Here is a 26,752-nt window from a genome sequence, read left to right as displayed (position 1 = left end):
GCCGGAGCGGACGACCCCGATCCATCCCTGGCATGTCGAGCACGGCGCGGTCTTCGAGCAGGTCGGCCAGTGGCTGCGCCCTCGCCACTACCCGCTGCCGGGTGAGGACATGGACGCGGCCGTGGCACGCGAGTGCCGCCAGGCCCGCACCGGGGTGGCGATGATGGATGCCTCCACGCTCGGGAAGATCGAGATCCAGGGTCCCGACGCCGGCGAGTTCCTCAACCGGGTCTACACCAACGCCTACGTATCGCTCCCGCCCGGCTCCGCCCGTTACGGCGTGATGTGTCAGCCCGACGGGATGATCTTCGACGATGGGGTCACCCTCCGTCTCGACGAGCACCGCTACCTGATGACCACCACCACCGGCGGGGCCGCGGACGTCCTGGAGTGGCTGGAGCAGTGCCTGCAGACCGAATGGCCCGAGCTTGATGTCTACTGCACCTCGGTCACCGAGCAGTGGTCGACCATCGCCGTGGTCGGCCCGCGCTCACGGGAGGTCGTCGCCCGGCTCGCGCCCGACCTCGACGTCAGCAACGAGGCGTTCCCGTTCATGACCTTCGAGGAGACCACCTTGGCCTCGGGCGTGCCCGCTCGGATCTGCCGGATCTCCTTCTCCGGCGAGCTCGCCTTCGAGATCAATGTGTCCGGCTGGTACGGGCTCTCGGTCTGGGAGCAGGTGCACGCGGCCGGGCAGGACCTGGGCATCACGGCGTACGGCACCGAGACCATGCACGTGCTCCGCGCCGAGAAGGGCTACCCCATCGTCGGTCAGGACACCGACCGGACCGTCACCCCCCAGGATGCCGGGATGGCGTGGGTGGTCTCCCAGCGCAAGGAGTTCATCGGCCGACGGTCCTACTCCCGGGTCGACACCCGACGCGCCGACCGGTTGCAGCTCGTCGGTGTGCTGCCGCTGGACCGGACCACCGTGCTGCCGGAGGGGAGTCAGCTGATCGCCGCGGGGACCGGCCTCGGACACGGCAACGACCCGGTGCCGATGCTGGGTCATGTCACCTCCAGCTACCACAGCGAAGCCCTCGGCCGGTCGTTCGGCCTGGCCCTGATCAAGGGCGGCCGGGACCGGTTGGGCGAGATCCTGCTGGCGCCGGTCGGCGACGACCTGGTCGAGGTCGAGGTGGCCCCCACCGTGCTCTACGACCCCGAAGGGACGAAGCGAGATGGCTGACCTGACGATGGCGCGCCGCAGCCCGCTGGCCGGGCTGGCCCGCGAGTTCATGGAGAAGGCGGTGACCGGCAGGCGTCACGTCCGCCTGTCCGAGTGGCGCTTCACGACCATGGTGAGTCTGCGGGTGGATCCGGGCACCGATGCCGCGGCGGCCCTGGCACAGGTCCTCGGCACCGCGCTGCCGCGGGTGGTGGGGGAGGTGTCCAGCCGCGGCCAGCACCACGTGATCTGGCAGGGACCGGACGAGTGGCTGGTGGTGTCCGAGGAGTCCCCGGACACTCTGGTTCCGGCCCTCGCGGCCAGCGTGCTGGACGCCCACGCCGCGGTGGTGGACGTGTCGGCGAACCGGACCGTGCTGGAGGTGCAGGGCGCTGCCGCTCGCGCGGTGCTGCAGAAGGGGTGCCCCCTTGACCTCCATCCCCGAGCGTTCGGGCCCGGCAAGGCCGTGACCACGACCCTGGCCCGGGTCCCGGTGCTGCTCTGGCAGGTCGGGCCGCACGGGTATCGGCTGCTGCCACGCTCCTCCTTCGCCGACTACGTTGCTCGCTGGCTGCTGGACGCCACCGAGGAGTTCGCCTCCGATTTCGCCGATGACGGGACCTTGTGATGGCACTCTCCGCGTTCGATCTCTACTCGGTCGGCATCGGTCCGTCCTCGTCCCACACGGTCGGGCCGATGCGCGCCGCGAAGCGGTTCGCCGACGGTCTGGCCGAGGCGGGCCTGCTGGCCGACGTACGCCGGTTGCGGGCCGAGCTCTTCGGCTCGCTCGGCGCCACCGGCCACGGCCATGGCTCCCCGAAGGCGGTCATCCTCGGCCTGCAGGGGGAGGACCCGGCCACCACCGACACCGACCGGGCCGACGGGATGATCGACGAGGTGCGCGCGCTCGGCTACCTGCTGCTGGGAGGCACCACCCCGGTCAGGTTCGACGTGGACACCGACCTGATCATGCACCGCCGCCGGAGCCTGCCGGCACACCCCAACGGGATGACGTTCGCGGCGTACGACGAAGCAGACGTCGAGATCAGGTCCCGCACCTACTACTCGGTGGGCGGCGGCTTCGTCGTCGACGAGGAGGCCACCGGCGCCGACCGGGTGGTGGTCGACGACACCGCGGTCGAGTTCCCGTTCAGCACCGCCGGCGAACTGCTCGACATCTGCGCGCGTGAGCGGCTCTCGATCAGCGACGTGATGCTCGCCAACGAGCAGGCGTGGCGCACCGAGTCGGAGATCCGGGACGGGATGCTGCACCTGTGGTCGGTGATGGCCGACTGTGTCGAGCGGGGGTTCCACCGGGACGGAGTGCTGCCCGGCGGTCTGCGGGTGCCTCGCCGCGCCCCGGCCCTGCACCGCGACCTCTCCGCGCAGGGCGTTGCCGATCCGTTGCATGTGATGGACTGGGTGAACCTGTATGCGCTCTCGGTCAACGAGGAGAACGCCTCGGGCGGGCGGATCGTCACCGCACCCACCAACGGAGCGGCCGGGATCATCCCCGCCGTGCTGCACTACTACGTGCGATTCGTGCCGGGCGCCGATGACGACGGCATCGTGCGGTTCCTGCTCACCGCCGCGGCGATCGGGATCCTGTTCAAGACCAACGCCTCGATCTCCGGTGCCGAGGTCGGCTGCCAGGGCGAGGTGGGTTCGGCCTGCTCGATGGCGGCCGGCGGTCTCGCCGAGGTCCTCGGCGCCAACCCGCCCCAGGTCGAGAACGCCGCCGAGGTCGGGATCGAGCACAACCTCGGGCTCACCTGCGACCCGGTCGGCGGCCTGGTGCAGATCCCGTGCATCGAGCGGAACGCGATCGCCTCGATCAAGGCGATCAACGCCGCCCGGCTGGCCATCAACGGCGACGGCAGTCACAAGGTCAGCCTCGACAAGGCGATCAAGACCATGCGCGACACCGGCCGTGACATGAAGAGCAAGTACAAGGAGACCGCTCGCGGCGGTCTGGCCGTCAACGTCATCGAGTGCTGATGAGCGGCGACGACCAGCGCCTCCTCGGCTCCGCGGACGAGTCGGACCTGACCATCACCGGACCGGGCGACCACGCCGCGGGTCTGCCCGCCGTCACGGTGGCGATGCGGCGCGCCCTCAAGGAGATGGGGCCGGTGCGCACCGCGCGCACCCTGCTGCGCGTCAATCAGCCCGAGGGCTTCGACTGCATGAGCTGCGCGTGGCCCGATCCCGACCCCGAGCACCGGCACCGTGCCGAGTTCTGTGAGAACGGCGCGAAGGCGGTCGCCGAGGAAGGCACCAAGGCGCGAGTCACCCCCGAGTTCTTCGCCGAGCACAGCGTCGGCGACCTCCTCCAGCAGACCGACCACTGGCTGGGGAAGCAGGGGCGCCTGACCCACCCGATGGTCAAGTGGCCCGGATCCGAGCACTACGAGCCGATCTCGTGGGATGCCGCCCTGCAGGTCGTCGGCGACCACCTGCAGCGGCTCGGCTCCGCGGACGAGGCGGTCTTCTACACCTCCGGCCGCGCCTCGAACGAGGCCGCGTTCGCGTATCAGTTGTTCGCCCGCGAGTTCGGGACGAACAATCTGCCCGACTGCTCCAACATGTGCCACGAGTCCAGCGGTGTCGCGCTGATCGACACGATCGGCATCGGCAAGGGCAGCGTCAGCCTGGAGGATCTCTACTCGGCGGACCTGATCGTGCTTGCGGGGCAGAATCCCGGGACCAACCATCCTCGGATGCTGTCCGCGCTGGAGATCGCGAAGCGTCGCGGGGCGCGGATCATCTCCATCAACCCGCTTCGCGAGGCCGGTCTGGTCAACTTCCGCAATCCCCAGTACCCCCGCGGCATCGTCGGGCGGGGGACCGACCTCACCGACCTGCATCTGCAGGTCCGCCTCAACGGCGATCTCGCGCTCTTCCAGGCCATCGGGGCGCTGCTGGTCGAATGGGATGCGATCGACCACAGCTTCGTCGACGCCCACACGCAGGGTTTCGGCGAGTGGCGAGATCACGTCGCCGGGGTGGACTGGGAGCAGGTGGAGGCCGTCACTGGCCTGGACCGGGAGCAGATCACCGAGGCGGCCCGGATGATCGCCGACTCGCAGGCGACGATCTACTGCTGGGCGATGGGCCTGACCCAACACCGCAATGCCGTCGCCACCATCAAGGAGGTGGTCAACCTCGCCCTGGCCCGGGGAGACATCGGCAAGCCAGGCGCCGGGCTGTGCCCGGTGCGCGGCCACTCCAACGTGCAGGGTGACCGCACGATGGGGATCTGGGAGAAGCCGCCACCGGAGTTCCTCGACGCGCTGGCCGCCGCCTACGGTTTCGAACCGCCCCGCGAGCACGGCCACGACACCGTGGAGTGCATCCACGCCATGCTCGAGGGGAAGGCGTCGGTCTTCGTGGCGTTGGGGGGCAACTTCCTGCACGCGGCCCCGGACACGGCTCTGACCGCGGAAGCGCTGCAACGTACGGCGCTCACGGTGCAGATCTCCACCAAGCTGAACCGGTCCCATCTGATCACCGGTCGCACGGCGCTGATCCTGCCCACCCTCGGCCGCACCGAACGTGATGAGCAGGCCAGCGGTCCACAGTTCGTCACCGTCGAGGACTCCATGTCGGTGGTGCACGCCTCCCGTGGGCGCCTCGACCCGGCCAGTGCTCACCTGCGCTCCGAGGTCGCCATCGTCACCGGGATCGCCGAGGCAGCCCTCGGGCCGGCGTCGGTGGTGAACTGGAGGGAACTGCGGGCGGACTACCGGCTGATCCGGGCCGGCATCGAGCGCGTCGTACCAGGCTTCGAGGACTTCGAGGCGCGGGTCGTCCAGCGCAGCGGCTTCGTGCTGCCGCATCCGCCGCGGGACAGTCGCACCTTCGTCACCGGCTCGGGCAGGGCGCACTTCACGGCTTCACCGATCGAGCCACTCCAGGTCCCGCCAGGGCACCTGGTGCTGCAGACGCTGCGCAGCCACGACCAGTTCAACACCACCGTCTACGGGCTCAGTGACCGATACCGCGGCATCGAAGGGGGCCGCCTGGTGGTGATGGTCAACCGCCGCGACCTGGCGGCGATGGGACTGCGGGCCGGCGACCTCGTCGACATCGTCGCCTGCTGGGACGACGCACGCGAGCGTCGGGTGCGCGACTTCCGGGTCGTGGAGTACGACACGCCCGTCGGCACGGCCGCCGCCTACTACCCCGAGACCAACCCGCTGGTGCCTCTCGACTCCACGGCCGAGGAGAGCAACACCCCGACCTCGAAGTCGGTGCTGGTCCGCCTCGAGCGCTCGGCCGCGGGGGATCAGTAGCCGCGGGCGATCCACGCGTCGAGTGCGGGCAGCTCGGCCCGCACGGTCGTGTCCTGTCCGTGACCGGTGTGCACAACGGTCTCGGGCGGCAGGGTGAGCAGTTTGTCGCGGATGGAGTCGATGATCGTGGGGAAGTCGCTGAAGGAGCGGCCGGTGGCGCCGGGTCCACCCTGGAACAGGGTGTCGCCGGTGAACACCGCCCCCAGTTCCTCGGAGTAGAAGCAGCAGGCTCCTGGGGCGTGACCCGGGGTGTGCAGGGTGGACAGGCGGATGCCGCCGACCTCGAACGAGTCGCCGTCGGCGAGGTCTCGGTCCGGGGGGAACGCATGCACGCGGTCCCACAGCACCCGGTCGTCGGGGTGCAGGTACGACGGGGCGTTCGTGGCCGCGCACAGGTCACCGGCGGCGCCGATGTGGTCGTCGTGGGCGTGGGTGAGAAGGACGGCGAGCACCCGGCGGCCGCCGACGGCCGCCAGGATCGGTGCGGCGTCATGGGCGGCGTCGATGACGACACACTGGTCGTCGTCGCCGATCACCCAGACGTTGTTCTCGACGTCCCAGGTGCCGCCGTCGAGGCTGAAGGTGCCCGCGGTGACGACCCGGGTGCAGCGCACCGCGGTCACAGTTCGACCACCGAACGCAGGACGTCACCGTGGTGCATCTTCGTGAACGCCGCCTCGACGTCCCCGAGCCCGATGGTCTCGGTGACGAACTCCGCGAGTGGGAACCGGCCCTGCGCGGCGAGGTCGACCAGCATCGGGAAGTCGCGGGAGGGCAGACAGTCGCCGTACCAACTGGACTTGAGGGCGCCGCCGCGGCCGAACACCTCGAGCAGTGGCAAGGTGATCTGCAGGTCGGGCGTGGGGACGCCGACCAGCACGACGGTGCCGGCGAGGTCGCGGGCATAGAAGGCCTGTTCGTACGTCTCGGGGCGACCGACCGCGTCCACGACCACATCCGCGCCGAATCCGCCGGTGAGCCCGCGGATGGCCTCAACGGCGTCCTCCTCGCGGGAGTTCACTGTGTGCGTGGCGCCGAACCTCCTCGCCCACTCGAGCTTCCGGTCGTCCACGTCGACGGCGATGATGGTGCTCGCCCCGACCAGGGTGGCGCCGGCGATGGCGGCATTGCCGACGCCGCCGCAGCCGATCACCGCGATGGACTCGCCCCGGCTGATCCCGCCCGTGTTCACCGCAGCGCCGAACCCTGCCATCACGCCACAGCCGAGCAGTCCGGCAGCGCTGGCGGGTGCGTGGGGGTCCACCTTGGTGCACTGCCCGGCCGCCACCAGGGTCTTCTCGATGAATGCGCCGATGCCGAGGGCGGGGGAGAGGGGGGTGCCGTCGGTCAGGGTCATCGGCTGGGTGGCGTTGTGGGTGGCGAAGCAGTACTGGGGCTTGCCCTTGGCGCAGGCACGACACTGGCCGCACACCGCGCGCCAGTTGAGGACCACGAAGTCACCGGGCTGGATCTCGGTGACGCCGGGGCCGACGGTCTCGACGACGCCGGCGGCCTCGTGACCGAGCAGGAACGGGAACTCGTCGTTGATGCCGCCCTCGCGGTAGTGCAGGTCGGTATGGCAGACGCCGCAGGCCTGCACCTTGACGACCGCCTCGCCCGGTCCGGGGTCGGGCACGACGATGTCGACGAGTTCGACCGGTGCTCCCTTGCTGAGGGCGACGACGCCCTGGACGATGGCGGCCATGATTCTCCTTGGTCTGTGGGTGCGGGTGCCCGGGACCGTGCGGTCCCGGGCACCCGCGAGCCAGCCGCGATGAGGCGGGTCAGCTCTTGTGGTTCTCCAACTCCTCGGCCACCTGCTCGGCCAGCCACTGCCGGTGCTTCTCCAGGCGGAGTCGGTTCTCCGCCAGCAGTGCTTTCGCCGTGGCGATGCACATCAGCACCATCACGATGCTGAAGGGGAGCGCGAGCAGGATGGCCATCGTCTGCAGAGCGCCGAGTGGGTTGGCGTCCCCGCCCGCTGCGGTGCCGGCCAGCAGCAGCACTGCTGCGATCGCGCCCTCCAGGCAGGCCCAGAAGGTGCGGCTCCAGACCGGCGGGTTGGCGTTTCCACCGGAGGAGAGCATGGTGATCACGAACGAGCCGGAGTCGGAACTGGTGACGAAGAAGATCACGATCAGGAAGATCACCACGATGCTCAGCAGCACCGAGATCGACGGCGCCACGAGGTCGATCAGCTGGAAGAGAGCGGTGTTCGTGCTGACGGCACCATCCTCGATCAAGCCGCCGCCCTCGAAGACCTCCAGGTACAGAGCGGTGCCGCCCATCACCGAGAACCAGATGAAGGTGACCAGGGTCGGCACCAGCAGCACACCGACGATGAACTCGCGCACGGTGCGGCCACGGGAGATCCGGGCGATGAAGACGCCCACGAACGGCGCCCAGCTCATCCACCAGCCCCAGTAGAAGGTCGTCCACCAGCCCAGCCACTGCTTGCCGTCCTCCTCGAACGGCATCCCGTTGAAGGACAGCGTGAAGAAGTTCTGCACGTAGGAGCCGACCTGGGTAACGAAGTCGCTGAGGATGAACACCGTCGGGCCGACCACGAGCAGCACGAACACCAGACCGACAGCCAGCACCAGGTTGATGTTCGAGAGCCACTTGATGCCGCGGTCGATGCCGGTGACCACCGACACCGTGGCGATGGCGGTGATGACGATGATCAGCAGCACCAGCAGCAAGGTGGTGGCCTGGTCCACCACGCCCAGGTAGGCCAGGCCGGCGCCGATCTGGCTCACGCCGAGGCCCAGCGAGGTCGCCACGCCGAACAGGGTGCCGAGGACGGCGATGACGTCGATGACGTCACCCCAGAAGCCCTTGACCCGGTCGCCGAGCAGCGGTCGTAGTACCCAACGCAGCGAGATGGGGTTGCCCTTGCGGTGCACCGAGTAGGCGACGGCGAGGCCGACCACCACGTAGATCGCCCAGGCGTGCAGGCCCCAGTGCAGGAAGGTGATGTCCATCGCGGACTTGGCCTGCTCCGCAGGCGTGGAGCCGTCCATCCCGGGCGGGGTGGCAGCGTAGTGGTTGAGCGGCTCCGCGACGCCCCAGAACACCAGTCCGATGCCCATGCCGGCGGCGAAGAGCATCGCGAACCAGGAGGTGAGCGAGAACTCGGGGCGTTCGCCGTCCTTGCCGAGCACGATGTCGCCCATGTGGGAGGCGGCGATCCAGATCGAGAAGAAGACGAAGCCGGCGACGATGGCGATGTACCACCAGGCGAGGTCCTGGACGACCGAACTGTTGGCCTTGCCGATCCACTCACCCATCTTCGTGGGGAACGCCGCGGTGATGGCTACGAACCCCACCACCAGCACTGCTGCGGGGATGAAGACGCGTGGGGCCGGGATCAGTCCGCCCGTGCTTGGGGGCTTGGGTGGGGGCAGCTCCTCTGTCGCAGTTGCCTGAGACCTGCGACGTCTCGCCTGCGGCATCTCGGGTGTGCTTGTCATGCGAATGTCCCTTCGGATGGAGGCAACGTTGCCGGAGTTGCTTTTCACTCTAGGACGACTGTTGTGTGATTCGCAACACAATGCTGAACAAGAAACAAAAACTCGTCGAGCGACTCTGCCGAGGGGACCGGTCCGACCAAGGCACCAGTCCCCCGCCCGGACGAGCCGAGCGGGGGACTGGTGACGACGTGCGAGGTGCCCTGACTGCTAGGGCTGGCCGCTAGGACTGGTCGGGGGCTGGATCCCGGTCGAAGTAGCCCATCCTGCGGCTGATCTGAGCGCCGGCGGCCTCCAGATCCTTGATCTGGGCCGCGATGCTCTCCTGGTCCATCCGGTAGGCCGGTCCGGCGGCACTGAGGGCGGCGACCACGGCTCCGGTGTGGTCGCGGATCGGGACCGCGGCGGCGTTGAGGCCGGTCTCGTACTCCTCGAAGGTGGTGGCGTACCCATCCTCGCGAACCTGGCGCAACTGCTCCAGCAGTGCGGCGCGCGAGGTGATGGTGTGCTCGGTGAACGCCTCGAGTCCGGCCTCATCCAGAACGTCGTGGCACTGCTGCTCGCTCATGAAGGCGAGCAGGACCTTGCCGCTCGAGGTCGCGTGCAGGGGCGTGAGTTGACCCACCCAGTTCTGACTGGCGACGGCGGCGGAGCCGAGGGCCTGCTGGACGTGCACCGCGTAGTGCTTGCGCACCACGGCGACGTTGATCGTCTCGTCCAGGCGCGCGGCCAGTTCGTCGACGACGCTCTGGGCCTGGCGGACGACGTCGAGTCTGGTGGGGATGGCGCCGGCGAGTCGCAGCACGCCGAACCCGAGCTGGTACTTGCCGCGCTCATGGTTCTGTTCGACCAGGTCGCGTTCCTCGAGGGCGGCCAGCAGGCGGAAGGCGGTCGACTTGTGTACGCCGACCTCGGCAGCGACCTCGCTGACCCCGGCGCTGCCCTCGCGGGCCAGGATCTCCAGGACGGTGATGGCGCGGTCCACCGACTGAACGCCGCCGGCGCTGTCGCTGCCTCCGCGCTTGGTGGTGCCTTGCGCTTGGTCCGAGTTGCTCATAGCGCAACCCTACGTCATGAGTGGAGGGGGACTCGGGTTCGCGCCACTCGGTGTGACGGGAATCATCGTCCTCTTGACACGCGGGGAGACCTCTCGGAGACTGTTGCGCATTACGCTCCGCGTTGTGTGAAGGGAGACATGGTGGCCACTGCGACCAGGATCGACGGCACGCGTAGTGCTGCCGAGGTCAAACGGCAACTCGCCCTCCGCGTCCAGGGGTTGCGTGCCCGGGGCGGCGATCCCGGGCTCGGCACCATCCTGGTCGGTGAGGACCCGGGCAGTCATGCCTACGTGGCTGGGAAGCATCGTGACTGCGCGGAGGTGGGCATCGCCTCACTGCGGGTGGAACTGCCCGCCACGGCCAGCCAGGCCGAGGTCGAGTCCGCCGTAGCCCGGCTCAACGACGACCCGGCCTGCACCGGGTTCATCGTCCAACTCCCGCTACCTCGGCACATCGACACGCACCGGGTCCTGCAGCTGATCGATCCGGACAAGGACGCCGACGGGCTGCACCCGACCAACCTCGGCAAACTCGTGCTCGGAATCCCCGGACCGTTGCCGTGCACACCGCGGGGGATCATCGAGTTGCTCCGCCAACATGACGTGCTCATCACCGGCTCACGGTTCTGCGTGATCGGCTGTGGCCTGACGGTGGGACGCCCGCTCGGGTTGATGCTGACCAGGCCCACCGAGCACGCCACGGTCACCCTCTGTCACGAGGCGACCGTCGACGTAGCCGCCCACACGCGTGCCTCCGATGTGGTGGTCGCGGCCGCCGGGGTCGCCCACCTGGTCAAACCCGACTGGGTGCGTCCCGGCGCCACCGTGCTCTCGGTCGGGATCACCCGCACCATCGAGGGGATCCTCGGCGATGTCCATCCCGAGGTCGACACGGTGGCCGGCAAGGTCAGCGGTGCGACCGGTGGCGTCGGGCCGATGACCCGCGCGATGCTGTTGACCAACATCGTCGAGATCGCCGAGCGAGGACTCCCCGACCTCGGTGGCGCTGCGGACATGGCATCCCCGGCTGTGGCCGCGGGGTCGGCATGAGTACGCCGACCGTCGCCGCGCCGCTGGGCGACACCGGGCCATCGGCCACCTCGACGAGGCGGTGCCAGGTGATGGGCATCGTGAACGTCACCCCCGACTCGTTCTCCGACGGCGGCCGGTTCCTCGATGTCGACGCGGCCGTGGCGCACGGTCTGGACCTGGTACGGCAGGGCGCTGACCTGGTCGATGTGGGTGGTGAGTCGACCCGGCCGGGGGCGGTGCGGGTGAGCGAGGGCGAGGAACTGCGCCGGGTGCTGCCGGTGGTGGAGGCCCTCAGTGACGCCGGCGTCCGGGTCTCGGTGGACACCATGCGCGCCGGCGTCGCGGCGGCGGCCGTCGCGGCCGGCGCCGACCTGGTCAATGACGTCTCCGGCGGGCTGGCCGATCCGGCGATGCTGCCGTTCCTCGCCGAGGCCGACGTGACGTGCGTGCTGATGCACTGGCGTGCCCACTCCCAGGTGATGCAGCAGCACGCCCACTACGGGTCGGTGGTCGAGGAGGTCCGCAGCGAGTTGGGGCGACGCTGCGAGGCGGCCCTGTCGGCGGGGGTGCGCGAGGAGCGCATCGTCATCGACCCGGGTCTGGGCTTCGCCAAGACCAGCGAGCACAGTTGGTCGCTGATGGCCGCCCTGCCCCGGCTGATCTCCCTGGGGTTCCCGCTGCTGGTGGGCGCCTCCCGGAAACGGTTCCTCGCCGAGTGCGTGGACTACGGCGGACTCGACGGCGCCCGGCCCGAGGATCGCGACGACGTCTCCGCGGCGGTGGCGACCCTCGCCGCGGCCACCGGCGCCTGGGGCGTGCGGGTGCACTCGGTGGCCGTCGCGGCGGCAGCGAGCCGCACCGTCAGTCGGCTGCGTGCCGACACCGGCTCAGCTCACTGAGCGCGAGTGGGACCTGGAAGGCGCCGAGTACGCAGACGATCGGCAGGGCCTGGCTCAGCGCCGAACTCAGAGCCGCTGCCGGACCTCGAGGGCGGCCCGCTCACCCGAGCGCACGGCGCCGTCCATGTAGCCGTTCCAGTACGTCGAGGTCTCGGTCCCGGCCCAGTGCACCCGGTCGAACGGATCGCGGATGGCGGCGCCGAAGTCCGACACCACTCCGGGGGCGGCCACCGAGGTCGGTCCGCCGAGGGTCCACGGCTGCCGCGTCCAGTCCTGCTCGAAGTACTCCACCGGCGTGAGCGCCCGACTGCCCACCGTGGTGGCGAAGTTCTTCAGAGCCGCTGCCCGGCGAGTGGCGGGGTCGCGGTACCGGCGCCAGGCGTGGCCGCCGATGAACCCCATCAGCACGCCGGGAGCTTCGTCGCCGGGTGGGGTGTTGTCGAACATCGATCGGACCGGCCCGGCGAGGTTGATCGCCATCCCGGAGAGGCCCGCGTCGCGCCAGAACGGCCGCGGGTAGACCGCCTCGACCTTCATCAGCGTGCCCATCGGCAGCCTCTGGAACAAGGTCTCGTGCTCGACCGGAAGCCCCGGGTTCCACGCGATCTTCACGGCCAACTGGGGCGGGATCGCCACCACCACTCGCTTGCCGGACCAGACGCCGGCGTCGGAGTGCACGAGGACGCCGGTGCTGTCCTGGTCGATCCGACGCACCGGCGCATTCAGGACGACCCGGCCGTCGAGCTGGTCGGCCATCCGCAACGAGATCAGTTGGGAGCCACCGTGGAACCGGGCGTCCTGGGCGCCGCCGTCCTGCCCGATGCCACGCTCCAGGGTGCCCGGCGTGGTCTCGTTGCCGAAGCAGGCGATGTAGTAGAGCGTGAAGAGCAGGGACGCATCGCGGGCCTCGCCGCCGTAGGCGGAGCTCAGGACACGTTGACCAGTTCCAGGGCGCGTGGCAGCAGGCTGTTGCGGCGGATCCAACTGTCCAGGGTCTCGCGGTCGTAGACGCTGGCCTTGGCGGCCGCCCACGGCGCGGCCACCGGCACGCCGGTCGACATGTGGTTGAGCCGCTGCATCAGCAGCGCCAGGTCGGCCAGCGCGGTCGGGTCCGGGGGAATGTCGCCGGTGTAGGTGCGGCGCAGCCCGTCGGCGAAGTAGACGTTCTTGCCAGGGCGGGTGGCGGCGTACGACGTCACTCCCACTTCGGAGGCGAGCGAGAGGATGTGGTCCTGGGTGGGGCCTACGAACTGGCCACCCGCCTCGACCGTGAACCCGTCGCCCAGGTCGTGGTTCAGGGTGCGCCCTCCGACTCGGCCGCTCGCCTCGAGCAGAGTGACCGAGTGGCCGGCGGCGACCAGTCGCCGTGCCGCCGTGAGCCCGGCCAGCCCGGCACCGACCACCACCACGTCGGTACGACGTGAACCGGCCGAGGACGCAGCGGACGCGGACGAGGGCAGGCCGACGACGCCCAAGCCGGCGCCGGCGGCGAGACCGCCGAGCAGACCGCGCCTGCCGAGCGCTGGTCCGGCCGCGGGCGAACGCAGTGGTGAGGTGGTCATCAGGGGCTCCGGTTCTGTCGTGGTGGTGGCTCAGCCTTCGGCGGTGACGAGGCCTTCGAGGTTGCGCATCGACTGCTGGAAGCGCTGACGCAGGCCGGGTTGTTGCAGCGTGTCGATGAGGCGTCCGATCGGGCCGAGGCCGGGGCGGTAGCGCACCGTGTAGGTCATCTCGGTGTGCTCGCCGTCCGCGTGCGGGACGGTGCGGAACTCGAAGATGTTGGTCATGTCGTGCATCGGGGCGAAGCCGACACCGGTGTCGACCCGGCGTCGGCGCGGCTCGATCTCCCGGACGGTCCACACCGAGCGGGTGGTCAGCGGTCCGAGGGTCCGGTTCCGTTCGCTGTAGCTGGCACCGATCGCTGCGGTGCCATGGTGGTCGGTCACCTCGAGTACGCCGTCGACCCACTCGGCGTACCGGTCGGTGGCGCTGATCACCTGCCAGACCCGCTCCAGCGGAACCGCCAGGATCGCCGTCTCCGTCACCTCGGTCACTGCGGCACCGCTCCGTTCCGCGGGGCGGTGGCCGCGAAGGCCTGGACGGCGGCCAGGTCGTAACTGCCGGCGTCGGTGCCGAGGCCGCTGGCGGTCTGGGCGGCGACCGCACAGCCCAGCACGGCGGCCTGCTCCGGTGTCTGGCCGAGGGCGAGGCCACGCAGGAAGCCCGCCGAGAACGAGTCGCCGCATCCGCTGGTGTCGACAGGAGTGATCGCGAAGGCGGGCACGCTCACCTCGTGGTCGGCGGTGACGACCAGGGCTCCGGCGCTGCCCGCGGTGACGGCGACGCAACCGACGCCGAGCTCCAACAGCGCCCGGCTTGCGGCGACCAGGTCCCCGGCGCCGGTCCAGCCGAGGATCTGCTCGTCGTTGGGCAGCAGGTAGTCGACGTAGGGGAGCGCCGGTGCGATCCACTCCAGCATGCCGGGGTCGTCGGGAGCCAGCGAGTCGAGCGAGGTGACCACGCCGTGATCGCGGGCGAAGGAGAGGATCTTGCCCGCCGCCTCACCGCCCATGAACTCCGGTCCGCCCAGGTGCAGGTGGGTCGCCGACGCGATCTCGTCCCAGGGTGCGTCGTCTGGGCCGTAGGCGCCGTTGGCGCCGATCACGTGGAAGGCGGGTCGGGACCCGTCGGGGCGGATCGGCAGCACGCTGGCGGAGGTCTGCTGGTCGGTGCGGCGGAGCAGCAGCGAGGTGTCCACGCCGTCCCTGGCCAGGAGCGTCAGCAGTTGGTCGCCCAGGGCGTCGGTGCCGATGGCGCCGGCGCTGCGCACCGTCGCGCCCAGCCGCGCAAGCACCAGCGCAGTGCCGCCGGCCGGGCCGGCCGCGGTCACCCGGATCTGGTCCACGAGCTGGCCCCCCTGGCCCTCGGGGATCACCTCCACCGGACGGACCAGGGTGTCCAGGACATGGGCTCCCAGGGCGATCACGGTCATGTCGGTGGCGTTCATCGGTTCTCCTCGGTGCGGGCGGGTCGGGTGCTGCCGTAGTGCCGGGCCGTCGCCTGGACGACGACCTGCTCCTGCTCGGCGGCGCTGAGGTGTCGAGGCGAGCCCATCGATGCGGCGCGCCAGTAGAGGGTGCAGGCCCACTCGAGCAGCAGGGCCTGGTCGACGGCGGCCTGGAGTGATCCGGCGTGGGTGACGGCACCGTGGTTGGCCATCAGTGCGGCGGACCTGCCCTCGAGTGCGGCCGCGACAGCGGTCGCGAGCTCGGGGGTGCCGAAGGTCGCGTACGGCGCCACTCGGACCGCGCCGCCCAGCAGCAGCATCTGGTAGTGCACGCAGGGCAGTTCATCGACGACCAGTCCGACAGCGGTGGCGACGGGGGAGTGGGTGTGCACCACGGCGGTGCTGCCGAACCGTCGGTAGATGCCCAGGTGCAGGTCCAGCTCCGAGGTGGGCTGCAGCTCTCCCCAGACGTGATCGCCGTCGAGGTCGACGATGCTGACGTCGGTGGCGGTGAGCTCTTCGAACCTGGCACCGGTCGCGGTGATCGCGACCCGGTCGTCGATGCGCACGCTGACGTTGCCCGCCGTACCGATCACGAGGCCCGCCTCGGCCAATCGCCGGCAGGCCATGGCGATCGCGGATCGTTCCTCGTCGAAGGTGCTCATGCGTGGGTGTCCCATGGTCGAAGGTGGAGGTGCGGTGGGGATCGGCTGGTGATGACTGTAGATGCAAACCTGAAACAGATTCAAGTTCGAGTCAGTGTTAATCTGAGCCGGTGGAGGGGAATGGGATGACCGAGTTCTCGGGCATGGCCGTCGAGGAGGTTGCCGTCGGCAGCAACCTCCGGGTCGTGCCCCAGCAGGCGCGAGGCCGGGACAAGGTTGCGCGGCTGCTCGCGGCGGCCGACCGGGTGATGGCGGCCGAGGGAGTGGAGGCGATCACCACCGTCCGGATCGCCGCTGAATCCGGCGTCTCGGTGGGCTCGTTGTACCGCTACCTGCCCAACCGGGACGCGATCATCGAGTCACTCGCGCGGCACTACCTCACCCTGCTGGAACAGCGGATGGACGAGGTGGGGCTGGAACTTGCGGGCACCAGTGGCGACGTCGTCGGTCTCAGCATCGACGCCTTCGCGGACTTCTACCGCGACCACCCCGGTTTCCGGGCGCTGTGGTTCAGCCGGCACCTCACCGAGGAGACCCGGGAACAGGACCGGGCTCACAAACTGGCCATGGCCCATCGGATCCGCGGCCTGCTCGTCGAGCGCGGGATCGGACGCCACGACGAGTCCACGCTACGCTTCGCCCAGACCATCCAACTCACCGCCGATGCCCTCATCCAGGAGGCCTTCCGGATGGACCCGCGCGGCGACGCGGTGCTGCTCGCCCACCTCAAGACGATGGTGCGCAGCTACCTTCTCGAGATGGCTGCCGAATCGTCGGATCACTGACCTGTGTCGGATCACGGACGTGTGCGGTGGTCGAGGCTCCAGCGGCCCGCACCTCGCCTCACCACGTACGCCGCACCCACCAGGACGGCGATCGGCAGCAGCAACGGTGGCTCGTTCTCCGGCCCGTTGGGCCACACGTCGATGACCAGGTGCGCATAGAGGGCGCCGAGCATGGTCGGGATGGCGAGCAGGCCGCCGACCCGGGCCCACAGGCCCAGGATCAGCGAGAGGCCAGCGACGATCTCGACCCCCACCGAGACCGGGGCGACGAGCCCGGCGAACGGGATGCCGGCGGCCTCGACCAGCGGGCCCATCGGCGCCTCGGGGACCACCACGTGGGCGATCCCGATCCCCAGCAGCGGCACCCCGGCCACCAGTCGCGCCACCACGGTGAGCCGGTGGGATCCCGTCTGTCGCAGGCGGGTCGCCGCCCGGATGAGCTGGCTCCTGTCGGCACTGCGGGTGGTGAGTTTTCCGGAACGGTTCATCGGAGGCTCCTTCTGTGTCGGGGAGCACCAGACTCACCTCTGCCCACGCTGAGGGGCATCGGTAGAGCTACCCATATTCGCCCCTCTGGCCGCCTCGCCCCTGTTGCCAGAATCCCCTGATGTCAGGGACTTCGCACTGTTGTCAGGGGTTGCAACACCTGACAACAGTCGACAGTCCCTGATATCAGGCTTTTCCGGCAGGGGGGAGGCCAGTCGCCTCCGCCACCTGGCGCCACACGTCCTCGACCTCGGCAGCCGTGCTGTGGGTCGATCGCCGGTAGTGGGCCGGGCGCTGCTGACGGTCATGCCAGAAGGTCCCCGCCGGCGGGGCGGGTTCGGTGGCCGCCAGCCAGACCGTCGTGTCGGCGCCCTGCTCGGCGGTGCGCAGCAGCGGTCGGGTGACGGCCCGGAAGACCGGCAGTGACTGCGCCACCCCCGGAGTGTCGACCCAACCCGGGTGCATGGCGTAGACCGCCGTCGGCCAGCGTCGGGCCAGCAGCGGCGTCAACGCCACCTGGAGGCGCTTGGACCGGGCATAGGCCACCGAGCCGCGGTAGCGACCGTTCTCGAACTCCGGATCCGCGGCATCGAGCCGTTGGGTGTACATGCCACCGGAGGAGACGAACACCACCCGGGCACCGGTCTCGGACGCGCGCAGCGCCGGCTGCAGCAGTTCGGTCATCAGCACCGGGCCGAGCACGTGGGTGGCCAGGGTCAGTTCGTGCCCCTGGGCCGAGGTGGTGCGTGCGGCCGGCATCACGCCAGCGTTGTGGATGAGTACGTCGAGAGGCAGCGTGAACCCGTCGGCGAACCGGCGTACCGACGCCAGGTCGGAGACGTCACAGGCCTCGACCTGCACCCGGGACGGGAGTCCGTCCGCGGCCAGGGCCTGGCCGATCCGGGCCACCGCGGGTCGGGCACGGTCAGCGGAGCGGACCAGCAGATGCACGGTCGCGCCGAGCCTGGCCAGGCCCAGAGCGGTGGCTTCGCCCAGGCCGGATCCGGCGCCGGTGACCAGCGCGCGGCGCCCGGCCAGCGCGTCCGGGGCGGGGTCGTCGGGCTGCCAGGATCGGCGCCGCAGCCGCAACCCCCACGAGGTGTAGCCGAGCACCACGGAGCGGTCCAGGAGCCGGTCCAGGCCACGATCGGGGCTCACTGCGCCTCCTCGCCGGCGCCGCCGAGCAGGTGCCGCAGCGCCGGCTCGAGGTGCGGGAACCGGAACCGGTGGTCGGCCTCCAGCAGCACTCGGGGCGCCACTCGCTGGCTCGCCGAGGCCACCTCGCGCTCACCTTCGCGGCCCAGCAGCAGGCGCGGGCCCAGCCGGGGGGTGGGCAGGACGGCGGGCCGGTGCAGCACCCGGCCGAGGGTGCTGGCGTACTCGCGTTGGGTGAGTGGGTGGGGGGTCACCGCGTTCACCGGCCCGCGCAGTCGGGAGTCGATCAAGGCACGGTGATAGACGTCGACGAGGTCGTCGATCCCGATCCAGGAGAGCCACTGGTCGCCGCCGGCCAACGGCCCGCCCAGTCCGGCGGCGTACAAGGGTCGCTGCAGCCGCAGGGCGCCGCCGCGCGGGCTCTGCACCACCCCGGTGCGCACCAGCACCACCCGGGTGCCCGGTCCGGCACCCTCCACGGCGCCCCGCTCCCAGGCGGCGACGAGATCGGCGAGGAACCCCTCCCCGTGGCTGCTGGACTCGTCGAGGACCTCGTCGTCGCGGTCCGGGCCGTAGTAGCCGATCGCCGACGCGCTGACGAAGACCGGCACCCCGGCGGTGGCCGCTGCCTCGGCGAGCAGCCGGGTGGGCTCGATCCGTGACGACGCGACTGCGTCCCGATGGGCGTCGGTGAACCGGCCGGCGATGCTGTGGCCGGCCAGGTGCACCACCGCATCGACCCCGGCCAGCGCGGCCGGGTCGGGGCGCCGGGGGTCCCAGCGCCGCTGGTCCTCGCCGGCGGCGGCTCCGCGGACCAGCCGGATCACCCGATGGCCCCCGGTGGTCAGGAACGGCGCCAGCGCACTGCCGATCAGCCCCGAGGCCCCGGTGATGGCCACGGTCAGGCGGGGCGACTCGCTCGCCCAGCGGTGCGCGGCCAGGTCGTCGGCGAGCTGCCGTTGCCGGAAGGCGAACATCGCCGGCAGCAGTCGCCGCGGGACGGTGGTGCGCACCTGGTCGATCAGCCGGGTGCCGCCGCCCTCGGCACAGAACTCGTGCCGGTGTGTCCAGGAGATCGGTACGACGAAGGGTCGCGACGTGAGCCGGTCCACGAAGCAGCGCCCGTCGGCGTACTCGGTGGCCAGATGCTGGGCGACCCAGGTCCGGCCGCCGGGGAAGACGAGTTCGGCGGCGCCGGCCCTCAGGTCGGGTGACTCCTGGCCGATCCGGACCGGTTGCCACGGTGGCAGCAGTCGGGCCAGCGCCCCGGGGCGCCGGTGCCAGTCGAAGACGACCTCGGGCGGGTCGGGCAGTGACTGGGTGAACTCAGCGGTGCGCGACAGCGAGATCACGAGGTCTCCCTTCGTGGGCGGGTGGCGAGTGGGTCATCGCGATTCCTTGAGTTCGGCGAGTCGGTGGAGTGCTTCGTCGCGTTCGGTGGCGTGGTCGACGATCCGGTCCGGGTAGCCGTGCTCGCCGCCCTCGGCCAGTCTCCAGGGCTCGTGCACGGCGGCGCCGGTGATGTGTCGCAGTTCGGGTACCCAGCGGCGCACATAGTCACCCGCGGGGTCGAACCGCAGGCCCTGGGTCACCGGGTTGAAGATCCGGAAGTAGGGCGCGGCGTCGGTGCCGGTCCCGGCGACCCACTGCCAGCCGTGGTTGTTGGAGGCCACGTCGCCGTCGATCAGATGGGCCAGGAAGTGCCGGGCGCCGACCGGCCACCAGGCGTGCAGGTCCTTCACCAAGAAGCTGGCGGTCACCATCCGCACCCGGTTGTGCATCCACCCCTCCGAGCGCAACTGACGCATCCCCGCGTCGACGAAGGGATAGCCGGTCCGCCCGGAGCGCCAGGCGTCGATCAACGCCCGGTCGTGGTCGTGACGCATCCGGCGCAGCTGCGGGCGCCAGTCCTGCCAGGCCGAGGCCGGGTGATGCCAGAGCACATCGGCGTAGAACTCGCGCCACCCGAGCTCGGTGACGAAGCGTGCCACGGTGTTCGGGGGTCGGGTGCTGAGCTCGGCGAGCAGCGTGCGCGGATGCAGCTCGCCGTACTTCAGTGACACCGACAGCCGGCTGGTGACGTCGAGGTCGGGCCGGTCCCGGGTCTCGGCATAGGTCTCCAGGTCGTGGTCGAGGAACTGCTCCCATCGGACCCGGGCGGCCTGCTCGCCGGCCGGGGTCGCCCACGTCGGCGAGGGGAGCGGCTCGGAGGCGGCGCCGGTGCTCCAGCGGGGGTCGGCCGTCGGGGCGGGGGCGCGAGTGGCGGCCGCACGCCACGCCTTGAAGAACGGCGTGAACACCTGGTACGACGCACCCGACGGCTTCCGCACCCGACCGGGTGTCACGGCGTACGGGCTGCCGGTGGCGACCAGCGGTACGCCGGCGTCCTGGAGGCGTCGGGCCACCGACTCGTCCCGACGCCGGCCGTAGGGGGTGGTCTCGGCGCTGATGTGCACGCTGCCCGCGCCGGCCTCGGCGACGACCTGGGGGAGCACCTGGGTCGGGTCTCCGGTCCGGATCACCAGCGCACCGTCGGTCGACTCGTGCAGCGCGGCCAGTGAGGCGAGGAGCCGGTCGCGTCGGGCGCCGGCGGTGGCCATCAGGGTGGGGTCGAGGACGAACAGGGGCAGCACCCGATCGGCGGCCGTGTCGGCAGCGAGCAGGGCCGGATGGTCGTCCAGGCGCAGGTCTCGCCGGAACCACACGATGCTGGTCGAGGACACCGAGCTCACCCGGTCGGCTCCAGGCGGAGTTGGGCGACGTCGAGGTAGCCGGTCCGGAAGCCCGCCTCGCAGTAGGCCAGATAGAACTCCCAGGTGCGGGCGAACTCGTCGCCGAAAAGGTCCGAGCGGATCGTCGGCCAGGCGGCCAGGAACCTTGCCCGCCAGCGGTGCAGCGTCTCGGCGTAGTCGGTCCCGAACGCGTGCTGACGCGCCACGCGCAGGCCAGCGACCTCGGCATGCTGTTCGATGGCGGGCAGCGAGGGGACCAGGCCGCCGGGGAAGATGTGCTTCTGGATCCAGCCGTAGGAGTGCCGGGTGGCCAGGTAGCGCTCGTGCGACATCAGGATCGACTGGAGCACCACCGCGCCGCCGGGCCGGACCAGCCGGGAGAGGGTGCCGAAGTAGTCGGGCCAGAACCGTTCGCCGACGGCCTCGATCATCTCGATGCTGACCACGGCGTCGTAGTCGCCGGTCACCTCGCGGTAGTCCTGCACGATCACCTTGACCCGTCCGCTCAGCCCGGCCGCGTCGATCCGCTGCCGGGCGAGGTCGGCCTGTTCGACCGAGAGCGTCACGCTGGTGACCGTGGCGCCGCGCCGCGCCGCCTCGATGGCCAGGGTGCCCCAGCCGGTCCCGATCTCGACGAGGTCGGTCCCGGGGCCGACGCCGGCCAGGTCGAGGGCGGCGTGCACCTTGCGCAGTTGTGCGTCGGTGAGGTCCTGCTCCGCGAGTGGCCGGGAGTCGTCGAAGAGTGCGGAACTGTAGGTGAGTGAGTCATCGAGGAAGGCGGCGAACAGGTCGTTGCTCAGGTCGTAGTGGGCGGCCACGTTGGCCTGGCTGTGCTCCAGGGCGCCGTGTTGGTCCTCGGGAATGGGCCGGTCCACCAGCCGCCGCAGCCGCAGCAGCCAGGCCGGCAGGACGTCGGTGAGCCGCTCCGCGAACGGGATCAGCGCCGCCGCGAGGTCGGTGCCGGGTTCGGCCGCCCACTCTCCGGCGGTGTATCCCTCACCGATCCCCACCTTCGGGTCCCGGGCCAGCCGCCGGACGAAGGCGTCCGGCTCGATCAGCCTCAGCCGGGGGCGGTCGGTCGCGCCGCCGGTGTGGTCGCGGCGGCCTCGGGCACGAGGCAGCGGCGGCAGCAGGGTGTCGTCGGGGAGCAGGATGTCGACCGGCACCCGGCCGGCGACCACCCGCAGCAACTGGCGGGTGAGGCGCTCGCGTGCGCTGGGTCGCCGCGTGGTCCGGGCCGGCGCCGGTGGGCTCGGCAACACCTCAACGCTCATCTGGACTCTCCTTGTGGTCGGGGCCGGGGGTGGACCGGCAGGCGGCGCAGCCACAACCGGATCCCGTGCAGGCGGATCAGGGCGGTGACTCGCTGGGTCATCAGCAGGTGGGTGGCGACGGTGCGCAGCAGCGACCTGGGGGTGGCCGGCACACATCGACCGCCGCTGGTGGCGGTCAGCACCCGGGTGCCGTCCCGGTCCAGGCCCACCGAGAGGTGGATCTGCTCGGGACCGAACCGGACCCGCACGGCGTACTGGCCGGACAGGTCGTTGAACGGGGAGACGGGGAAGGCCTTGGGTGTCCGTGCGCGGCCGTGCGCGTCGACCTCCAGCAGGTAGGCGTGCCGTTGCCGGTAGGTGTTGTGGACCTCGAAGACCACCGCGCGCACGGCGTCGGCCTGGTCGAGCACCCAGAAGACGGTCAACGGGTCGAAGACGTGGCCCAGCACCCGGGCGTTGGCGAGCATCAGCACCCGGTCGCTCGCGCTCAGTGTCAGGCCGTGGCCGCTCAGGAACTGGGCCAGGTCGCCACGGATGCCGCCGTGCCGACCGCGATCGAGGTGGTCGGCGGCGTCGAACCTGGCCAGTGGCCGCAGCAGGACCGGGAGCGTCGGCAGCTGGTCGACGTCGACCAGCCACTGGTAGGCGCGGTGCGTGAACGCGTAGTGGATCGGCAGCTGCCGGCGGTGGCTCACCGAGCCCACCACCAGGGCCGGCAGGGCGGGGAGCGCGAGGGTGCTCACCAGGTCACCCCGAAGGAGCCGGCTGCCTCCACACCCGAACGGCAGCCGTCCTCGTGGAAGCCCCAGCCCAGGTGGGCGCCGGCGAACGCCAGTCGGTCGCCGCCGGCGGTGCGCAGGCGGGCTGCCGCCTCGACCGCGGCCGGGGTGAAGACCGGATGGGTGTAGGTCATCCGGGCGGTCACCGTCTCCGGGTCGATGCGGTCGGTGGCGTTCAGGGTCACCACGTGATCGTGGTCGTCGGTCAGTCCTTGGAGGCGGTTCATCCAGTAGCTGACCTGCACCGCGTCCGAGCCGCCCGTGCAGGCGCTCAACCGGTAGTTCCACGACGCGCGCGCCCGCGGTGAGGTGGGCAGGATGGTGGAGTCGCGGTGCAGCCAGGTCTCGTTGCGGGAGTAGCCGATCGCGGCCAGGTCGGCCTTCTCCTGCGGTGTCGGGTCGGCCAGCAGGTCCAGCGCCTGGTCGGCGTGGGTGGCGATCACCACCCGGTCGACCCGGGTGCTGGTCCCCGACGCGGTGCGCACGTCGACGCCGTCGGCGTGCCGCTCCACGGCGAGCACCGGGTCGCCGGTGCGGACGTCGGGGAGCCGGGCGACGATCCGGTCGACGTAGGTCCGTGACCCGCCGACCACCGTGTGCCAGGTCGGTGACCCGGTGACCTGGAGCATCCCGTGATGGTCGAGGAACGCGAAGAGGTGCCGGGCCGGGTACGCCGAGGCGTCCTCGTCCCCGCACGACCAGACGCAGGCGACCAGGGGGAGCGCGAAGTGGTGGATGAAGTACGGGCTGAAGCCGCCCTGGGTCAGGAACTCGCCCCAGGTCGGGTCGGCCGCATCGTGCGCCAGCAGGGCCCGGGCGCGGCGATGGAAACGCGGGATCTGGGTGAGCATGCGGAGGAATCGCGGGTCCGCGATGCGTCGGGGTTGGGCGAGGATGCCGCCCAACCCCTTGCCGCCGGCGTACGCGAGGCCGCAGCCGTCACAGGCCACGCTCATGCTCATCTCGGTCGGCCTTGTCGGGACGTTCAGGTCGTCGAAGAGGCGCAGCAGCTGCGGGTAGGTGCGTTCGTTCATCACGATGAAGCCGCTGTCGACATGCAGCGTCGTGCCGGCGGCGCTGGTGACCTGGTGGGTGTGGGCGTGCCCGCCGACGCGGTCGTCGGCTTCGAAGAGGGTGACGTGATGGGTGCGGTTGAGCAGATGGGCCGCGGTCAGCCCGGAGACTCCGGCGCCGATCACTGCCACGCTCGGGCGACTCTCGACGGTCATCGGATCCTCCTGGGTGCCTCGCGTTGTCACGGCGCCAATGTTAGGATTCTGTTCAAGGTTTGTCAAAGGTACGTAGAAGGTATGGTGAGGGTATGGAGATCCGTCGCATCGTCACGACCCGAGCGCCCCTGGCCGCTGTCTTCGACTACCTCGCGGACTTCTCGACCACCACCGAGTGGGATCCGGGCACCGTCCGCACCACCCGCGTCGACGGTGATGGTGGGGTGGGGACCCGGTATGAGAACATCTCTCGATTCCTGGGTCGCCAGACCCGCCTCATCTACGTCGTGGAGGAGTTCGTGCCGCTGCAGCGCATCGCCCTCCGCGGCGAGAACGACACCGTGCTCGCCCGGGACGCCATCGACGTGTCCGCGACGATCGACGGCGGCACCCAGGTCACCTATCACGCCTCCTTCGACTTCCACGGCGTCGGTCGAGTGCTGGCTCCGCTCCTGGCGCCCGCCTTCCGTAGGCTGGGGGACAAGGGTGCCCGTGGGCTCGCCGAGGCACTGACCGGACTCACAGGGCGGCCCGATGTACACGATCAAACGCGCGGCTGAACAGGTCGGCATCAGCCCGGCCACGCTGCGCGCGTGGGAGCGCCGGTACGCCGTGGTGACGCCGCAGCGCTCCGACGGCGGCTACCGCCTCTACGGCGACGACGACGTCCGGGTGCTGGAGGCGATGGCCCGGCTGGTCGCGGAGGGATGGTCTCCCAGTCAGGCCGCCCGGGAGGCGAGGGAACAGGCCTCGGCGCAGTCGGTCGGCCTCACCGATGATGCCGTGGGGGTGGACCGGTCGCCCGCCGTCAGCGAGACGGTCATCGAGGCGGCGGCAACCCTGGACGCGGCACTCCTCGGCGCCGCGCTCGACGAGATGTTCACGCGGGGCAGCTTCGAGGCGGTCGTCGACACGCGCCTGCTGCCCACCCTGACCGCGCTCGGGGAGGCCTGGGAGACGGGCCGGGTCAGCGTCGCCGGCGAGCACCTGGTCGCGCACGCGGTGATGCGTCGGCTGGGCACCGCGTACGAGGCGGCCGCCAGTGTCGGCAGCGGGGCGCGGGTGCTGCTCGGGCTGGCCCCGGGCGGCCGGCACGAACTGGGGCTCTTCGCCTTCGCAGTCGCGCTGCGACGGCGCGGCGTCAGCACCCACTATCTGGGCGCCGACCTGCCGGTGGCCGACTGGGTGCACGCGGTCCGCGACCGCGAGGTGGCCGCGGTGGTGCTGGCCGTCCCGTGCCCGACCGACGTCGAGGCCACGGCCGCGGTGGTCGGCGCGGTCCGCGCCCAACGGCCGGACCTGCTCACCGCCGTCGGTGGCAGCGAACAGGACCAGGCTCCCGAGGGAGTGCTTCGGCTGGGCCACGGCATCGGTGCCGCGGCCGTCACCGTCGCCGAGGCGATCCGCCGCTGAGCGGCCTTCTCAGCCGGGGAGCACGCCTCGGCCCAGCCACCGGCAGGCGGTGAGGGCGAGTTCGAGGTTGAAGCGGTCGTGGTCGAGCCCGCTGCCGCGTGCTTCCACCGCCTTGTCGACCCGATACTTCACCGTGTTCTTGTGCACGTGCAGGCGCGCGGACGTCGACAGGTAGCTGCCCTTCTCGGTGAGGAAGACCAGCAGGGTGTCACGGAGCCGCTCGGCGGCCGGGTCGTCGGCGCCGAGCCCGCCGAGGGTCGACCTGACCAGGTCGCGGGTCGCCTCCAGGTCTCCGGCGAGCAGCGCGGCGGTCCTGACCCCCGACTCTCCGTAGCTGGTGGCCGCTGAAGCCTGATCGCCGGCGATGGTCGCGACGGTGTGGGCGCGGATCGCCTCGATGTGGGTGGTGCGGAAGCCCGCGGTCGCCGCGCCCGGGGAGCCGAGGGCGACACGGATCCTCGGTCCGGCCGTGGTGACCAGCCCGTCGATCACGCTCGCGTCGACCTCGGTCGCGGTGCGACCGAGGGGCACCCAGGCCCAGCCCAACGAGCGGTCCTGGGGGATGAAGAGCGGTTGCCCGACCGCGCCGAGCTTCTCGCCGATGGCCGCGACCAGCGACTCGAGGTGTCGGAGTTCGCTGGTGGATTCGTCTCGCTCGCTCGCCCAGGCGACCACGCCCACGTGATGCTGCCAGAGCCGGTACCCCAACGCCCGTTCGGCAGTGGCCACGTCGACCTCGGTGCCGGTGAGGATGGTGGCCAGCATGGTGGCGCGCACGGTGTTGCGGTTCGCGAGCCAACGTTCCCGCTCGGCCTCGTACTCCGCGACCACCTGTTCGGAGACCTTGTCGATGTAGCTGAACGAGGTGGCCTGCAGGATCTCCGCGGCCGCGAACGCGACCCGGCCGTCGAGCTCCTCGCGGGCGATCTCCTCGAACACCCAGGTGAGCATCAGTTGCTGTCCGAGCCGGTAGGCCCTGAGCAGTGCGTTCGACGAGGTGCCGCGTTGGGCGAGCCGTCGCGCGTACTCGACGGCGGCCGACGGTGGCCTGACGTCCTCGATCACGATGCTGTACTGCGCCACATGCAGGAACGTTTCGATGTTGCTCTCGATGCTCGCCCGGAGAAGATCGAGCATCAGCGGGTCGCCGCGAAGTTCGGGGATCGACTCGGCGAGCTCGGCATGGACGCCTCGCGTCAGGTCGGTCAACTGCTCACCCATGGTGGTCGCGACCTCGGCAACGCGAGCCTCGGTCAGCCGGAGAAACTCCGCGGAGTCAGCCCTCCTCGGCCCCATCGTGATCCTC

26 protein-coding genes are annotated in these 26,752 nt (G+C 70.7%); 9 read left to right on the top strand and 17 right to left on the bottom strand.

Annotation, left to right across the window (positions count from 1 at the left end; all coding sequences use genetic code 11):
- Positions 1-73: 73 nt before the first annotated feature.
- The 4 genes from JKG67_RS19185 to JKG67_RS08010 are packed head-to-tail and all read left to right on the top strand — an operon-like array spanning position 74 to position 5,463.
- The gene (locus JKG67_RS19185) at positions 74-1,189 is read left to right on the top strand and encodes an aminomethyl transferase family protein (RefSeq protein ID WP_372442058.1); all 1,116 of its coding nucleotides are present in this window, start codon (positions 74-76) and stop codon (positions 1,187-1,189) included.
- A complete protein-coding gene (locus JKG67_RS08020; RefSeq protein ID WP_203336769.1) occupies positions 1,182-1,796 on the top strand; it encodes a sarcosine oxidase subunit gamma in 615 nt (204 codons plus the stop codon). Before JKG67_RS19185 ends, JKG67_RS08020 begins: the two co-directional genes overlap by 8 nt.
- The gene (locus JKG67_RS08015) at positions 1,796-3,166 is read left to right on the top strand and encodes an L-serine ammonia-lyase (protein WP_203336768.1); all 1,371 of its coding nucleotides are present in this window, start codon (positions 1,796-1,798) and stop codon (positions 3,164-3,166) included. Before JKG67_RS08020 ends, JKG67_RS08015 begins: the two co-directional genes overlap by 1 nt.
- Complete coding sequence (locus JKG67_RS08010) at positions 3,166-5,463, top strand: FdhF/YdeP family oxidoreductase (protein ID WP_203336767.1); 2,298 nt, start codon at positions 3,166-3,168, stop codon at positions 5,461-5,463. The genes JKG67_RS08015 and JKG67_RS08010 overlap by 1 nt, the downstream gene beginning before the upstream one ends.
- Here JKG67_RS08010 and JKG67_RS08005 read toward each other — a convergent pair.
- The 4 genes from JKG67_RS08005 to JKG67_RS07990 all read right to left on the bottom strand — a co-directional run bounded on the left by JKG67_RS08005 (position 5,457) and on the right by JKG67_RS07990 (position 9,990).
- Positions 5,457-6,086 carry an MBL fold metallo-hydrolase gene (locus JKG67_RS08005; RefSeq protein ID WP_203336766.1) on the bottom strand — a complete coding sequence of 210 codons (630 nt, stop codon included), beginning with the start codon at positions 6,084-6,086 and terminating at the stop codon, positions 5,457-5,459. The genes JKG67_RS08010 and JKG67_RS08005 overlap by 7 nt on opposite strands.
- Positions 6,083-7,168 carry an S-(hydroxymethyl)mycothiol dehydrogenase gene (locus tag JKG67_RS08000; protein ID WP_203336765.1) on the bottom strand — a complete coding sequence of 362 codons (1,086 nt, stop codon included), beginning with the start codon at positions 7,166-7,168 and terminating at the stop codon, positions 6,083-6,085. Before JKG67_RS08000 ends, JKG67_RS08005 begins: the two co-directional genes overlap by 4 nt.
- 79 nt (positions 7,169-7,247) lie before the next feature.
- Positions 7,248-8,936 carry a BCCT family transporter gene (locus tag JKG67_RS07995; RefSeq protein ID WP_203336764.1) on the bottom strand — a complete coding sequence of 563 codons (1,689 nt, stop codon included), beginning with the start codon at positions 8,934-8,936 and terminating at the stop codon, positions 7,248-7,250.
- 220 nt (positions 8,937-9,156) lie between these two features.
- Complete coding sequence (locus tag JKG67_RS07990; RefSeq protein ID WP_203336763.1) at positions 9,157-9,990, bottom strand: IclR family transcriptional regulator; 834 nt, start codon at positions 9,988-9,990, stop codon at positions 9,157-9,159.
- A 138-nt stretch (positions 9,991-10,128) separates the two neighbouring features.
- On the opposite strand from JKG67_RS07990, the gene JKG67_RS07985 reads away from it, so the two are divergent.
- Both JKG67_RS07985 and folP read left to right on the top strand, forming a co-directional pair.
- A complete protein-coding gene (locus JKG67_RS07985) occupies positions 10,129-11,040 on the top strand; it encodes a bifunctional methylenetetrahydrofolate dehydrogenase/methenyltetrahydrofolate cyclohydrolase (protein ID WP_203337046.1) in 912 nt (303 codons plus the stop codon).
- Positions 11,037-11,921, top strand: a complete 885-nt coding sequence (folP, locus tag JKG67_RS07980; RefSeq protein ID WP_238998144.1) for a dihydropteroate synthase — start codon at positions 11,037-11,039, stop codon at positions 11,919-11,921. The genes JKG67_RS07985 and folP overlap by 4 nt, the downstream gene beginning before the upstream one ends.
- A 66-nt stretch (positions 11,922-11,987) precedes the next feature.
- Here the strand turns inward: folP and JKG67_RS07975 are convergent, their stop codons facing one another.
- Genes JKG67_RS07975 through JKG67_RS07955 form a run of 5 tightly spaced genes read right to left on the bottom strand, consistent with a single transcriptional unit; the run spans position 11,988 to position 15,593 of the window.
- Positions 11,988-12,905, bottom strand: coding sequence for a flavin monoamine oxidase family protein (locus JKG67_RS07975; RefSeq protein ID WP_203336762.1), 918 nt, complete (start codon positions 12,903-12,905; stop codon positions 11,988-11,990).
- The gene (locus tag JKG67_RS07970; RefSeq protein WP_203336761.1) at positions 12,848-13,483 is read right to left on the bottom strand and encodes a flavin monoamine oxidase family protein; all 636 of its coding nucleotides are present in this window, start codon (positions 13,481-13,483) and stop codon (positions 12,848-12,850) included. The genes JKG67_RS07975 and JKG67_RS07970 overlap by 58 nt, the downstream gene beginning before the upstream one ends.
- A 30-nt stretch (positions 13,484-13,513) precedes the next feature.
- Entirely contained in the window at positions 13,514-13,975 is a 462-nt protein-coding gene (locus JKG67_RS07965; protein WP_203336760.1) for an SRPBCC family protein, read from the bottom strand.
- The gene (locus JKG67_RS07960; RefSeq protein WP_238998143.1) at positions 13,972-14,928 is read right to left on the bottom strand and encodes a carbohydrate kinase family protein; all 957 of its coding nucleotides are present in this window, start codon (positions 14,926-14,928) and stop codon (positions 13,972-13,974) included. The genes JKG67_RS07965 and JKG67_RS07960 overlap by 4 nt, the downstream gene beginning before the upstream one ends.
- A complete protein-coding gene (locus JKG67_RS07955) occupies positions 14,925-15,593 on the bottom strand; it encodes a class II aldolase/adducin family protein (protein ID WP_203336759.1) in 669 nt (222 codons plus the stop codon). Before JKG67_RS07955 ends, JKG67_RS07960 begins: the two co-directional genes overlap by 4 nt.
- Positions 15,594-15,718: 125 nt before the next feature.
- On the opposite strand from JKG67_RS07955, the gene JKG67_RS07950 reads away from it, so the two are divergent.
- On the top strand, positions 15,719-16,378 hold the full coding sequence (locus tag JKG67_RS07950; protein ID WP_203336758.1) for a TetR/AcrR family transcriptional regulator: 660 nt from the start codon (positions 15,719-15,721) through the stop codon (positions 16,376-16,378).
- Positions 16,379-16,389: 11 nt separating this feature from the next.
- On the opposite strand, the gene JKG67_RS07945 is transcribed toward JKG67_RS07950, so the two are convergent.
- The 7 genes from JKG67_RS07945 to JKG67_RS07915 form a co-directional block, all read right to left on the bottom strand.
- Complete coding sequence (locus tag JKG67_RS07945) at positions 16,390-16,866, bottom strand: DoxX family protein (protein ID WP_203336757.1); 477 nt, start codon at positions 16,864-16,866, stop codon at positions 16,390-16,392.
- Positions 16,867-17,050: 184 nt separating this feature from the next.
- Entirely contained in the window at positions 17,051-18,022 is a 972-nt protein-coding gene (locus JKG67_RS07940; protein ID WP_203336756.1) for an SDR family NAD(P)-dependent oxidoreductase, read from the bottom strand.
- Entirely contained in the window at positions 18,019-19,371 is a 1,353-nt protein-coding gene (locus JKG67_RS07935) for a TIGR01777 family oxidoreductase (RefSeq protein WP_203336755.1), read from the bottom strand. The genes JKG67_RS07940 and JKG67_RS07935 overlap by 4 nt, the downstream gene beginning before the upstream one ends.
- A gap of 33 nt (positions 19,372-19,404) precedes the next feature.
- Positions 19,405-20,751 (bottom strand): cryptochrome/photolyase family protein, encoded by a 1,347-nt coding sequence (locus JKG67_RS07930; protein ID WP_307816475.1) that lies wholly within the window; start codon positions 20,749-20,751, stop codon positions 19,405-19,407.
- Positions 20,748-22,025, bottom strand: coding sequence for an SAM-dependent methyltransferase (locus JKG67_RS07925; protein WP_203336754.1), 1,278 nt, complete (start codon positions 22,023-22,025; stop codon positions 20,748-20,750). The genes JKG67_RS07930 and JKG67_RS07925 overlap by 4 nt, the downstream gene beginning before the upstream one ends.
- Positions 22,022-22,768: a DUF1365 domain-containing protein gene (locus JKG67_RS07920; RefSeq protein WP_307816474.1), complete on the bottom strand. Its 747-nt coding sequence runs from the start codon at positions 22,766-22,768 to the stop codon at positions 22,022-22,024. Before JKG67_RS07920 ends, JKG67_RS07925 begins: the two co-directional genes overlap by 4 nt.
- Positions 22,765-24,033, bottom strand: coding sequence for an NAD(P)/FAD-dependent oxidoreductase (locus JKG67_RS07915; RefSeq protein WP_203336753.1), 1,269 nt, complete (start codon positions 24,031-24,033; stop codon positions 22,765-22,767). The genes JKG67_RS07920 and JKG67_RS07915 overlap by 4 nt, the downstream gene beginning before the upstream one ends.
- Positions 24,034-24,125: 92 nt before the next feature.
- Between JKG67_RS07915 and JKG67_RS07910 the strand changes: the two genes are divergently transcribed.
- Both JKG67_RS07910 and JKG67_RS07905 read left to right on the top strand, forming a co-directional pair.
- The gene (locus JKG67_RS07910) at positions 24,126-24,593 is read left to right on the top strand and encodes an SRPBCC family protein (protein ID WP_203336752.1); all 468 of its coding nucleotides are present in this window, start codon (positions 24,126-24,128) and stop codon (positions 24,591-24,593) included.
- Positions 24,568-25,446: a MerR family transcriptional regulator gene (locus tag JKG67_RS07905; RefSeq protein WP_203336751.1), complete on the top strand. Its 879-nt coding sequence runs from the start codon at positions 24,568-24,570 to the stop codon at positions 25,444-25,446. The genes JKG67_RS07910 and JKG67_RS07905 overlap by 26 nt, the downstream gene beginning before the upstream one ends.
- A 9-nt stretch (positions 25,447-25,455) precedes the next feature.
- Here the strand turns inward: JKG67_RS07905 and JKG67_RS07900 are convergent, their stop codons facing one another.
- A complete protein-coding gene (locus JKG67_RS07900; RefSeq protein WP_238998142.1) occupies positions 25,456-26,742 on the bottom strand; it encodes a PucR family transcriptional regulator in 1,287 nt (428 codons plus the stop codon).
- Positions 26,743-26,752 lie beyond the last annotated feature (10 nt).

Source organism: Nocardioides limicola (assembly GCF_016827675.1).
In the GTDB taxonomy this organism is placed as follows: Bacteria; Actinomycetota; Actinomycetes; order Propionibacteriales; family Nocardioidaceae; genus Nocardioides; species Nocardioides limicola.
The sequence above is the reverse complement of the archived record's forward strand: the minus strand, read 5'-3'. Positions and strand labels throughout refer to the sequence as shown.